Origin of the sequence: Companilactobacillus halodurans (assembly GCF_009600985.1) — a bacterium.
Lineage (GTDB): Bacteria > Bacillota > Bacilli > Lactobacillales > Lactobacillaceae > Companilactobacillus > Companilactobacillus halodurans.
On the sequence record NZ_VDFP01000001.1, the window covers coordinates 176,686 to 188,804 of the forward strand.

The 12,119-nt window shown below is 36.3% G+C and carries 11 protein-coding genes; all 11 read right to left on the minus strand.

Translation table 11 applies throughout. The features are described 5' to 3' along the window. Nucleotides 1–12: 12 nt before the first annotated feature. The 11 genes from ileS to mraY all read right to left on the minus strand — a co-directional run bounded on the left by ileS (nucleotide 13) and on the right by mraY (nucleotide 12,109). Nucleotides 13–2,793 (minus strand): isoleucine--tRNA ligase, encoded by a 2,781-nt coding sequence (gene ileS / locus FHL06_RS00840; protein WP_153384355.1) that lies wholly within the window; start codon nucleotides 2,791–2,793, stop codon nucleotides 13–15. 176 nt (nucleotides 2,794–2,969) lie between these two features. Then, entirely contained in the window at nucleotides 2,970–3,707 is a 738-nt protein-coding gene (locus FHL06_RS00845) for a DivIVA domain-containing protein (protein ID WP_153384356.1), read from the minus strand. Between the two features lie 15 nt (nucleotides 3,708–3,722). Beyond that, nucleotides 3,723–4,517, minus strand: a complete 795-nt coding sequence (locus FHL06_RS00850; RefSeq protein WP_153384357.1) for a YlmH family RNA-binding protein — start codon at nucleotides 4,515–4,517, stop codon at nucleotides 3,723–3,725. 2 nt (nucleotides 4,518–4,519) lie between these two features. Next, complete coding sequence (locus FHL06_RS00855) at nucleotides 4,520–4,786, minus strand: YggT family protein (RefSeq protein ID WP_153384358.1); 267 nt, start codon at nucleotides 4,784–4,786, stop codon at nucleotides 4,520–4,522. A gap of 14 nt (nucleotides 4,787–4,800) precedes the next feature. Then, nucleotides 4,801–5,211 (minus strand): cell division protein SepF, encoded by a 411-nt coding sequence (locus FHL06_RS00860; protein WP_153384359.1) that lies wholly within the window; start codon nucleotides 5,209–5,211, stop codon nucleotides 4,801–4,803. 15 nt (nucleotides 5,212–5,226) lie between these two features. After that, nucleotides 5,227–6,462: a cell division protein FtsZ gene (ftsZ, locus tag FHL06_RS00865; protein ID WP_153384360.1), complete on the minus strand. Its 1,236-nt coding sequence runs from the start codon at nucleotides 6,460–6,462 to the stop codon at nucleotides 5,227–5,229. Nucleotides 6,463–6,505: 43 nt separating this feature from the next. Then, a complete protein-coding gene (gene ftsA, locus FHL06_RS00870) occupies nucleotides 6,506–7,849 on the minus strand; it encodes a cell division protein FtsA (RefSeq protein ID WP_153384361.1) in 1,344 nt (447 codons plus the stop codon). 76 nt (nucleotides 7,850–7,925) lie between these two features. After that, nucleotides 7,926–8,624 (minus strand): cell division protein FtsQ/DivIB, encoded by a 699-nt coding sequence (locus tag FHL06_RS00875; protein ID WP_153384362.1) that lies wholly within the window; start codon nucleotides 8,622–8,624, stop codon nucleotides 7,926–7,928. 20 nt (nucleotides 8,625–8,644) lie between these two features. Continuing rightward, nucleotides 8,645–9,745 (minus strand): undecaprenyldiphospho-muramoylpentapeptide beta-N-acetylglucosaminyltransferase, encoded by a 1,101-nt coding sequence (murG, locus tag FHL06_RS00880; RefSeq protein WP_153384445.1) that lies wholly within the window; start codon nucleotides 9,743–9,745, stop codon nucleotides 8,645–8,647. Nucleotides 9,746–9,750: 5 nt separating this feature from the next. Next, complete coding sequence (murD, locus tag FHL06_RS00885) at nucleotides 9,751–11,127, minus strand: UDP-N-acetylmuramoyl-L-alanine--D-glutamate ligase (RefSeq protein ID WP_153384363.1); 1,377 nt, start codon at nucleotides 11,125–11,127, stop codon at nucleotides 9,751–9,753. A 16-nt stretch (nucleotides 11,128–11,143) separates the two neighbouring features. Continuing rightward, nucleotides 11,144–12,109 (minus strand): phospho-N-acetylmuramoyl-pentapeptide-transferase, encoded by a 966-nt coding sequence (gene mraY, locus FHL06_RS00890; RefSeq protein ID WP_153384364.1) that lies wholly within the window; start codon nucleotides 12,107–12,109, stop codon nucleotides 11,144–11,146. Nucleotides 12,110–12,119 lie beyond the last annotated feature (10 nt).

Sequence of the window (12,119 nt, forward strand, 5' to 3'; positions counted from 1 at the left end):
TAGTCACCATTCCTAATCATCAAAGCCCTCAGTCTTTGTTTCTGGATATTCTTCAGATACAATCTTAGCACATCTAGCACAGAAAGTTGGGTAATTTGAGTCGCTGCCCACATCAGTCTTAATCATACGACATCTTTGACAAACGTCTCCTTGGGCTTTTTCAACCAGAACACTAGCCAATTCATATTTATCAGCATTTTCTGGTGCAGCTTCATCAGAAATTTCAAATTGAGAAACAATCAATAACTGACCAAAATTACTATCAATTTTGTCAAAGACAGCCTTTAATTCAGCGCTTGGATAAACAGTAACTTTAGCTTCAAGTGATTTACCAATCAATTTGTCGCCACGAGCAACTTCAAGTGATTTCAAGACATTATCTCTAAAGTCCATGAAAGTTGACCAATCTTTTTCAATTTCAGCTTGGTCAGAAATTTCTTCAACCTCTGGCATATTAGCTAATTGAACATATTCTTCAGGTTCTTTCAAGAAAGTCCAAACTTGTTCCATTGTATGAGGCAAAATTGGTGTCAATAACTTGGCTAATTTAACCGCAACATTGTAGATAACGGTTTGCATTGAACGACGAGAATGAGCATCTTCAGCATCAATGTAAACAACGTCTTTAGCAAAGTCTAAGTAGAAAGTTGACATCTCATTAACGATGAAGCTAACGATTGACTTGGCTACATCAGCGAAATCATATTTATCGTAGTCAGCTAAAACTTCTTTGACTAAATCATTTAACTTAACAGTAATGTACTTGTCTTCTGGACGAAGGTCATCATAAGAAACGCCATTTTCCTTAGGATCAAAGTCAGTTGTATTAGCTAACATAAATCTGATTGTGTTACGAATCTTACGATATGTTTCTGATACTTGTTTGAATGAGTCAACAGAAACCGAAACATCAGAACTTGAGTCAACAGAAGCAACCCATAGACGGATGATTTCAGCACCGAATTGTCTTTCAATATCAGCAGGATCAATAACGTTACCTAATGATTTACTCATCTTAACGCCCTTCTTATCAAGGGTGAATCCTTGTGAAAGAACGGCTTTATAAGGAGCAACGCCAAAGGCAGCTACTGAAGTAACTAACATTGAGTTGAACCAACCACGGTATTGGTCAGAACCTTCAAGAATCAAGTCAGCTGGGAAAGTCAAGTTCTCACGAGCTTGGGCTACACCAGCATGGGCTGTCCCAGAGTCGAACCAAACATCCATAATATCTGTTTCTTTAGTGAACTTACCATTTGGACTGGCTGGATTAGTATATCCATCGGGAAGAAGATCCTTAGCATCTTTTTCGAACCAAATGTTTGAACCATATTTGCCAAATAATTCAGCTACGTGGTCAACAGTTTCTTTAGTCATGATAGGATCGCCATTTTCAGCATAGAAAATTGGAAGTGGAACTCCCCATGAACGTTGTCTTGAGATGACCCAATCGCCACGATCGCGAATCATATTGTAAAGACGAGTCTTACCCCAGTCAGGGATAAAGTCGATTTTTTCAATTTCATCAAGAATTTGTTGTCTGAATTTGTCAATTGAAGCAAACCATTGTGGTGTAGCACGGAAAATAACTGGTTTCTTAGTACGCCAATCATGTGGATAACTGTGAGTGAAGAAACTAAGTTTCAAGAGTGAACCATTGTCCTTCATTCTTTGCGTAATCATTTTATTGGCATCATCGTAGAAGACACCTTCATATTCAGGTACTTCGTCAGTAAAGCGTCCTTGTGCGTCAATTGGTGAAAAGACAGGCAATTTGTATTTCATACCGACAACAAAGTCATCAGCACCAAATCCAGGAGCAGTATGAACTAAACCAGTACCATCATCCAAGGTAACGTGATAACCAAGAATCAATTGAGATTCACGATCATAGAATGGATGTGTTGCTGTCAAGCCTTCAAGTTCAGAACCCTTGAAAGTCTTCAAGATTTCAACATTTTCCCAACCTAATTGTTCTTGAACGAAACTGATTCTTTCTTGAGCAACGACATATTTCTTACCATCAGCCTTAACCTCTGCATAAATAAATTTAGGATTTACACAGATAGCCATATTTGAAGGAATTGTCCAAGGAGTAGTTGTCCAAATGATAAATGAGGCATCACTGTCAACTAAGCCTTTCCCATCACGCACTTTGAAAGCGACAAAAATTGATGGGGACTTGATATCCTTATATTCAACTTCAGCTTCAGCAAGAGTTGATTCTGAAGATGGTGACCAATAAACAGGTTTTTTACCACGGTAAATATAACCTTTGTCGACCATTTCACCGAAAACTTTAACTTCGGCTTCTTCAAATTCTGGTTGATAAGTAATGTATGGGTGATCCCAATCAGCTGAAACGCCAAGACGTTTGAATTCAGCCATTTGTTTCTTGATTTCACCTTGAGCGAATTCGTAACATAACTTACGATATTCGTTCATGCTCATTTCCTTACGTTTAACACCCTTTTTAGCCAATTGTTGTTCAATTGGTAGACCGTGAGTATCCCAACCAGGAACATAAGGTGCACGGTATCCGTCCATGGACTTATATCTAACGATAATATCCTTTGAAATCTTGTTCAAAGCATGTCCCATGTGGATATCACCATTAGCAAATGGAGGTCCATCTAGTAGTTCGAAAGTTGGTTTGCCTTCGTTTAATTTTTGACGCTTTTCATAAATTTTATTATCTTCCCATGCTTTTTGCCATTCTGCTTCTTTGTTTGGCAAATTTCCACGCATAGGGAATTTAGTTTTACCTAAATTTAAAGTATCTTTTACTCGCATCTTTTCACCCCTTCTGAAAATAAAAAGAGCTCATCCAATTTAGGACGAGTTCTCGCTATACCACCTATTGGTAAATCAAATAAATTGTCTAAGAGCTGATATACTTAAGATAATTTTTACTAACCTCACACCATTCGTTAGCTCGCTGAAAAGATATCTCAAAAGCACTTATTCTCTTAATTTTTTTTAGGATCCTCGCCAGAATCATCTTTAAAATTGAACGTTGGTTCATTTTGTTGATGATTAATCGTGTACGATTCGTCTGGTTGGTCATCCTGAATATTGTTATTATAGTTCATTTTATCAGAATTGAAAACTGTATCTTGATTATTTTCATAATCTTGTGAATCATCTTGATAATTTTCAGCTGAATCACCTGAAGAATCGCCAACTTCTTTTTTAAGTTTGTCAGTAGATGTACTGTCGTTAAGTTTCGACCATTCAGGATTATCAACCATATCTAACTGTTGCTTCAACATCCCTTGGAGTCCTTGACGGAATGAATTGACGCTGCGTTTCAAATTATCAGTTTCAATCGTTACCTGTCGAGCCCGGTCAGAAGCATCTTGCAATATCTGATTAGACTTTTCAGTTGATTGATTAAGCAAGTCTCGAGCCTTTTTTTGTGACTCTTCAACGATAATTTGAGCTTCCTTTTCAGATTCAGTCTTAACTTTTTCAGCAGCCTCTTGAGCTACCAAAATTGACTGATTCAAAGCATCTTTCATATCGGTAAAGTACTTCAGTTGTTCCGAAGTATCTTTCAATTCTTTTTCCAATTGGGTGTTTTTTTGCAAAGCTAAATTATAATCTTGCGCTGCTTGCTTCAAAAAACTGTTAACTTGGTCGCGGTCATAGCCTCGAAATTTACTATCAAATTCTTTATCATGTATTTCTACTGGTGATAATACCATAACTTCACGCCCCTATTATTTCTTAATAATGTTAACTGAAAGAATATATTTATTATTCTTTGATTTTCCCATAATATCATTGACTCTAATCCTACCATAACCTCGAACGCTTAAAGTATCAGTCATGGTAACAAATGAACTAGCATTTTTATTGACGACCCAGTTAATCTGGACTTTTCCATGATCAACTAAGGTTTTAGCAGTCTGTCGAGATAAATCATAAACTGTTGCCACAATTGTGTCCAATCTCAAGGATTTGACACTGATCGTATCGTCAACTGATTCATCCTTAGGCAAAAGTAATTCATTAAAACCTTTTTTAATCAAATGTATTTTATAGGGTCCAATCTTTTTAACTTGTTCTTCAACAAAAGTATCAAGTGACTTAAAGACAAAAAATTGCCAATTTTCTCCATCAGTAATAATGTCACCGAAACGATCACGTTCAACACCTGATCCAGTTAGGGAGCCCAATATTTGACCATGGTGCAAATTAGCAAATTTCTCCGGATGCCTAATTTCATACATTGTAATTTCATAATCTGCTTCAACGGGCGTGAAATAACTAGGGGCAATTATTCCTCTGACTCTTTCAGCACCGCTGAATCCACCAAAATAATGCACATAAAGATCATCATATTTGTTGATTAGATTATTTAAAATCGTCTGTTCACGCAAATTCAAAAACTCAGTGAGTTGGGGAACATACATATTTTGAGCTTTTAACAAGATATCGCTCATTTTATCAATGAAGGGCTTTTCTTCCTTACGAAAGAATCCTCCACCCATAATTGTTTTTTTATCATCCATAATTAGATTATCAAAAATACCACTTTCTGCAATAGTCGAATTAAAATAAGTGCAACTATTGGAGAAAAATCAAGAAAGCCAATACTAGTTGGTATAAACCTTCTGATTAGATTTAAAAATGGATTTACCGCCGAAGCAATTATCCTTCCAAAGGCTGAATTAGCCAACGCCGGTATAAACGACATTATACAGTAAATAAATATAATGAATTCATACAATTCAAATAAACTGCTTATAGCAAGTGGCAACCCACTTAAGATTCGATCCATATCTTTCCTCGACTTTATTCGTTTATGTCTGGTATGCTTCCATCGATTTCAAATTTTGGTGGTGTACAAAGAAAGATTTTTTCTCCAACACGCTTTATTTCGCCATTTAAAGCAAAAATACTACCAGTTAAAAAGTCTACGATTCTCTTTGATTGTTCATCATTGACATTAGCAAAATTAACAATCACTGCTTTATTATTCAAGAGTTGCTTGGCAATAACTTTTGCATCTGAGTAGACCCTAGGCTGATAAATTGCAATTTTACTATTAGCTTTAGTTCGATCACTAGCTGTACTCATAGATACGACCTTTTCATTATTTGAATAATTTCCTTTAGGTTGTTTAGTATTATTTTCAACTTGAGGTTCATCTAAATCATCGTCATCATTAATACCAAAAAAGCTTCCTAATTTTTCAAATGCCATAAGAAAATCTCCCTTTTACTTTTTATTGCGACGTTTAAAGATTGGAGGAGTTGAATCGTCATCATCATCACTTAAATCGATAGTTTCTGGCTTTTGGAAAATTTCAAAATCGCCTTTTTCACCAGGAACGTTCTTTTGTTTAGAAGCATCACGGTTAATATCCCAATCTGCTAATGGGTCATCAGATGATTGTGGCTTTTGTGCTTTTGAATCATCTTTATCTGACTTTTTATTGTTATTTAACATTGCTCTTGGGTTGTTTAATGGACGCTTGAGAGGTTCTCTCTTCTTGTCTTCACTTTCAACGCCTGTAGCAATAACTGTAACTTTAACTTGATCACCAAGTGTGTCATCGATTGAAGTACCAAAGATTATATTAACATCTGAAGTAGCTTGTTCGGAAACAATTTGCGCTGCATCTTGAGCTTCAAACAATGACAAGTCTGGTCCACCAGTAATATTAAGCAATACTTGCTTAGCACCATCGATAGAAACTTCCAATAATGGTGAAGAAATAGCTTTCTTAGTAGCTTCAGTAATTCTGTTCTCACCATTAGCTGTACCGATACCCATCAAAGCAGAGCCTTGATCTGACATAACTGTCTTAACATCGGCAAAGTCCAAGTTAACAAAACCAGGTGATGTGATAAGGTCAGAAATACTTTGAACGCCTTGACGTAAAACATCATCAGCAATACTGAATGCTTCACCCATTGGTGTCTTCTTATCAACAATTTCAAGCAATTTACTATTAGAAATAATAACTAAAGTATCAACATCTTTTTTAAGTTCAGTAATACCATCGGCAGCAAAGCGTGAACGTTTTGCACCTTCAAAAGCAAATGGACGTGTCACGACGCCAACTGTCAAAGCACCGCTTTCCTTTGCAATATTAGCAACGATAGGGGCAGCACCTGTACCAGTACCACCGCCCATTCCGGCAGTGACAAAAATCATATCAGCGCCTTCCAGAGCCTCTTTAATGGCTTCTTCACTTTCTTGAGCAGCTTTTTGTCCAACCTCAGGATTTGAACCGGCACCTAATCCACGTGTCAATTTAGGTCCTAATTGAATTTTTGTTTCAGCATTTGAGCTTTCCAAAGCTTGAACATCGGTATTAGCAGTAATGAATTGTACACCTTTGATTCCTGCTTCTACCATTCGGTTAACAGCATTGCCACCGGCGCCACCGACACCAATGACTTTGATAACCGCTCCTTTATTTTGGGTTGAGTCTAAAGTATATTCCATTAAGGAGTTCCTCCTGTTTAAAATCTAATTTATTTATTATTAATTAATCAAAAAATCGACTCCAAAAATCTTTGAATTTCGAAATTTTCTTACCTTTTTCAGGTTCTTCAGTTTTTTGTGCGGGTTGATCAACCTGATCAGAAGCAGGTTGTTGCACTTGCTTTTCTTCAGGTTCTTTTGAAGCAACAGGTTGTTGCTGAGGATGTGAGTCAGCGCGGACGGTCGCACCGTTGACCACGTTATCAGCAATAATACCTATATCGTTTAATCTTGAAGCATAAGTTACCAATCCTAAACCTAATGAATACGATGGTGACCGCATTCCCATTTGGGTTGGAACATAACTTCTAACTTTAACATCAAAAATATCTCGAGCTAAATCTTCGATATTAGGCGTTGCCGCAACTCCACCAGTCAAAACAATTCCACCTGGCAAAGATAAGGCTCCTGCATCTTCAAGCGGTGCTTGAAGTCTTGTGAAGATTTGATTCAAACGAGCCTCAATGATTTCGGATAAATATTCTTCTGAAATCATCGACGGTTCATTTTTACCAACTACTTCTACACTGATATTATCACTTGTTTCCGACTTAGCTGAAGATGCATTTCCATAATAAAGTTTCAATTGATTAGCATTATCGACCGTCGTATTTAAAACAACTGAAATATCATGCGTGAGATAGTCTCCACCTTCAAAATCAACTGTTGAAAGCTTCAAATTGTGATCATGAACTACAGAGGCCGTAGTCTGACCTGCACCCATATCAATAATTACGGCACCAAATGAACTTTCGCCATCATTTAGAACTACTTGGCTCAATGCCATTGGAGATATAACTTTATGGATTATATTTAGACCGGCTTTTTGAATAGCCTTCTTAGTATTATGTACGATTGTCTTTGGAGCAGTGTAGATGATTCCTGACATTTCCAAACGTACACCGATCATTCCTCTAGGATCACGAATATTTGTGAATCCATCAACGGAAAATTGTTTAGGTATTAGAGAAACTACTTCTCTTTCACTAGGTAAGTTTTGAACCATGGCAGCCAACATAACTTGTCTGACATCATTTTCGTTGATTTCTTTTGATTGTGAACCAACAGCTATCATACCTTGACATTTTTCAATCTGTAACATATTAGCCGATATACCGACTACAACATCATGAATTGAAATATTCGCTTGTGTTTCGGCCTTCTTGATGGCTCGCCTGATGGCATTAGATGCTTTATCTATATCTACTATAACGCCACGGCTTACTCCTTCTGAGCTCTCGCTTCCTACGCCAACGATACTTAAACGATCGTCAGACGATTCAGCAACCACTACTTTGATCGAATTCGTGCCAATATCCAGACCTACAAAAAATTCAGAATTATCCATTAATCGTGGCAGCCTCCCTTACCTAGAAAAAATCTATTCATTAAAAAATTTTAACACAAATATGATTATAATAAACCTATTTCTTATCATTAAATGGATAAGAGTAGGCTCCAATCTCTAAATCTATAACGCCCTTTTGCTTCATTTGAGCAGCCATTCCTGGATAATATTTTAGTTTGGATTTAACCGTTCTCATATCTGCAACTACCTTATTTCCATCATTCATATCGATCTTAATTCGATAAGGATTTAATTTCGTAGGAGCGTTATAAATTTCAGAAATGTTTGTCTGAACATTATTCGGTAATTTTGAATAAATGTTCGACATTTTATTTAAACGTTTCCCAGAAAAATTACTATAAATTGGATAATTGCCGATTGGAGCATTCATTTTTTGGTTTATCACCTGACCATTTTTTATAATCCGATAATAACCGCCATTTTTAGCGATGAGACCTAATGTTGGGTGCTCTTTAACACTGATCGTCAAATCTCGTAGATTGCGAGTTTTAAAACTCAATGATTGGATGGATGGTAGTTTTTTTTCAGCAGTTTGTGAAATCGACTTATGATGCAACAAAACGTTCAATAAAATCGAATTATCATCAACTTTAGTAGCATCGATAACCTGTTGAGCACCAAGATCATTAACGCCTTTAACGTTGATGTTCCTAACTTTACTCAAGGATGAACCAAAATAAGCAATTAACACTATGATAAAAACTATCAAAAAAATTAAGCTATTTTTACTTACTTTAATCCTTCTTTTTTTCAATGCCTTTAATCCTCATACATTTACTTATTTACTAAACCAGTCAAAACTTTGATTAATCGATCGCTGGCATCAGCGACACCAATTTTTTTCGATTCAGCAGACATTTTCTCTTGGAGCTCTTGATTATTCATAATATTATTTATTTCCATAAATAACGATTCTGAAGTCAATTGAGACTCGGTAATAATTTCAGCTGCACCAACTTTTGAAACTGACATAGCATTTTTAGTTTGGTGATCGTGGGTCACATAAGGACTAGGGATAAAGATTGCCGGGATTCCTAAAGCGGTAATTTCTGCAATACTAGTTGCACCGCTACGTCCAACAATCAACTTAATGTCAGGTAAAATCTCTGGCATATTATCAATATATGGCAATACTGAAATATTTGCACTCTTTAAATATTTTTGATCAATCAATTTAACAACATTGTCATAGTGAACGCGACCCGTTACAAACAAAACTTGGTAATCTGCCTCAACAAATTTTTCCATTGTTTTGATTGTGGCTAGATTGATTGGCTTAGCTCCACGAGAACCGCCAAAAATCATAACTGTATCTTTATCTGGGTCCAAATCAAACTCTTTCAAACGATCATTCTTTTTAATATTGACTACTTCTTGAGCTCGAGGATTACCAGTGAAAACAATTTTTCTTTTTTCACTGAATTGATCTGTTGCTTCAGTAAAAGCAATCGCAATCTTATCGACAAAATGCGCTAAGAATTTGTTAGTTATACCAGCGATAGTATTTTGTTCGTGGATTACCGTCGGAATATGCATTGCGTGTGCAGCATAGACGACCGCACTAGAAACATAACCGCCCGTACCAACTACAATATCAGGTTGAAACTCTTTGATGATTTTTTTGGACTTACGAATACTAGAAAGAAACATTTCAACTACTTTGACATTTTCCAAAGTTAGTTTTCGTTTGAAGCCACGGATTTCAATCGTCTTAAAGTCAATCCCTGCATTCTGCACTATTTTGCTTTCTAAGCCTTTTTCAGTTCCCACATAAAGAACATCATCAATTAGGTCTCGTTCCTTTAAACGCTTAATTAAGGCCATTGCGGGATAGATATGTCCACCGGTACCACCACCGGAAACAATTATGCGCATTTTTGTCATTTGTTAACTTCTCCCTTTAAGGTTTCAACCTCTTCAATGAATTGATCGCCACGTTCTTCGAAGGTATGGAATTGGTCCCAGCTAGCAGCTGCAGGCGACAATAAGATAACATCTTCAGGGTCGCTTTGTTTATAAGCTTCAGGTACAGCCTCTGTTAGGTTATCGACTTTCACAATATTCCCGACATCAGCTTTTTCAGCTGATTCAATAACTTTGTCAGCTGTTTGCCCATAAACGACCAAATTTTTAACTTTACCCTTTAACGATGGAATCAATTCATCAAAACCATTTCCACGATCCAAGCCACCGGCAATCAAAGTAATTGGAGTTTTGAATGCTGTTAGAGCAACAATCGTAGCTTCAACATTAGTGGCCTTAGAATCATTGTAGAATTTATGACCACCAAATGTGTCAACGTATTGGATTCGATGTTTAACGCCTCTAAATGATGACAAGACTTCAATGATATCTTCATCGCTTACATCATATAGCTTAGCTACAGAGATTGCTGCTAAAGCGTTTTGAACGTTATGTTCGCCGGGGATTTGAATATCTTTAGCGTCCATAACTTTCTTGTCGTTACAATACAAGACGCCATCTTTTACATAAGCACCCTTTTTTAATTCTTGGTTATCTGAGAAAGGAATGATTGTTGCGTTTGATTGCTTAGCCAAATCACGCCATTCAGCCGTGTTCCAATTGACGATAAAATAATCATCAGCAGTTTGGTTCTTCGTAATATGCATTTTTGCTTTGATATAGTTAGCACGTGTCTTATGAAAATCTAAATGAGTAGAATAAATATTATTCAAAACTGCTACATGTGGATGAAGATCAATCGTTCCTTGAAGTTGAAAACTAGATAACTCAGTAACGACAACATCATCTTTAGTAGCTTTTCTAATAACGTCTGAAATAGGAATTCCAATATTTCCAGCATAATAAGAGTTTTTGAACTCAGGAGAATGCTTCAACATCAATTGAATTAAAGTTGTAACAGTTGTTTTACCATTTGTTCCGGTAACGCCAACCATCGTAGCATCAGAATAACTATAAGCTATTTCTGGTTCAGTAATAACTGGAATGTTTAATTTCTCAGCTTGTTGAACCAAATCATTGGAATAAAAGATTCCAGGGTTCTTAACCAAATAATCATAAGAATCATCGATGAGACTAGCATCATTGCTTCCCGTGATTACTTTAAAACCATCAGCAATCAATTCCTTAGCTTCAGTATTTTTTTCCAAAGGATTGGAGTCGACGACAGTTACTGTTGATCCCATGTCCTTTAATAGCTTAGCTACTGCAAAACCACTTTTGGCTAAGCCTAAAACTAATATCTTTTTGTTTGAATATCTACTCTTTGTTTTCATTGCCCTTAATTACTTCCTATACGAATAAAATTAAATAAATTGTTGAACAAATTAGACCAACAATCCAAAAGACGCCATCAATCTTCCATTCAGTCCAGCCCATCATTTCAAAATGATGATGAATTGGCGTCATTTTGAAGATACGGCGGTGGAACACTTTGAACGAGAATACTTGTAACATAACGCTCAATGTCTCAATTACATAAACCAAACCAATCAATAATAATGACCAGTAACGGCCAAGTAGGATTGAAATAGCTGCCAAACCGGCACCGAGTGCCAGTGAACCAACGTCTCCCATAAAAATTTTGGCCGGTTTGTGATTATAAATTAGAAATGCTAACAACGCACCGACAACTGAAAAACAGACGATAGCTAAATCGAATCGATTTTCATTTATCGAAATGATTCCATAGGTTGCATAAGAAATTGCTCCTAAACCACCTAATAAACCATCTAATCCATCAGTTAAGTTAGTTGCATTAGAAAAGCCAACTAACCAGAATAATGTGAAAAGCACGAAGATAATCACCGAATCAATTGAAACCAAACCAGGAATCGTAAAATTCAGTGGCAATTGATCGCCATTGTAGACGTATAGAAAAATAATACCAACTACAATTTGCAAAAGTGCTTTTTGATAAGCACGTAAACCTAAATTACGTTTTTTAAAGACTTTGATAAAGTCATCAATAAATCCGATACAACCATACAAGACGATTACAAAAGTCGTAATCAAAAGTGAATGCGTTAATTGTCCTTGCCAAGCGCCGACCCAAATGTTGGTGATTAACATGGCAATAATTATTAACAAGCCACCCATTGTGGGCGTACCAGATTTTTTTTCATGCCATTTAGGACCTTCTTCTCTGATAGATTGTCCCTCTTTATGTGCAACTAAATAACCAATTAAAAATGGCATAAAAATGGCTACGATTGCAAATGAACTTACAACATCAAAAACAATATGACTTAATTCCATGGAAATCCCC

Coding starts and splice junctions, on each gene's coding strand:
- ileS (WP_153384355.1), bottom strand. CDS start 2,793: ATGCGAGTAAAAGATACTTTAAATTTAGGTAAAACTAAATTCCCTATG.
- FHL06_RS00845 (WP_153384356.1), bottom strand. CDS start 3,707: ATGGTATTATCACCAGTAGAAATACATGATAAAGAATTTGATAGTAAA.
- FHL06_RS00850 (WP_153384357.1), bottom strand. CDS start 4,517: ATGGATGATAAAAAAACAATTATGGGTGGAGGATTCTTTCGTAAGGAA.
- FHL06_RS00855 (WP_153384358.1), bottom strand. CDS start 4,786: ATGGATCGAATCTTAAGTGGGTTGCCACTTGCTATAAGCAGTTTATTT.
- FHL06_RS00860 (WP_153384359.1), bottom strand. CDS start 5,211: ATGGCATTTGAAAAATTAGGAAGCTTTTTTGGTATTAATGATGACGAT.
- ftsZ (WP_153384360.1), bottom strand. CDS start 6,462: ATGGAATATACTTTAGACTCAACCCAAAATAAAGGAGCGGTTATCAAA.
- ftsA (WP_153384361.1), bottom strand. CDS start 7,849: ATGGATAATTCTGAATTTTTTGTAGGTCTGGATATTGGCACGAATTCG.
- murG (WP_153384445.1), bottom strand. CDS start 9,745: ATGCGCATAATTGTTTCCGGTGGTGGTACCGGTGGACATATCTATCCC.
- murD (WP_153384363.1), bottom strand. CDS start 11,127: ATGAAAACAAAGAGTAGATATTCAAACAAAAAGATATTAGTTTTAGGC.
- mraY (WP_153384364.1), bottom strand. CDS start 12,109: ATGGAATTAAGTCATATTGTTTTTGATGTTGTAAGTTCATTTGCAATC.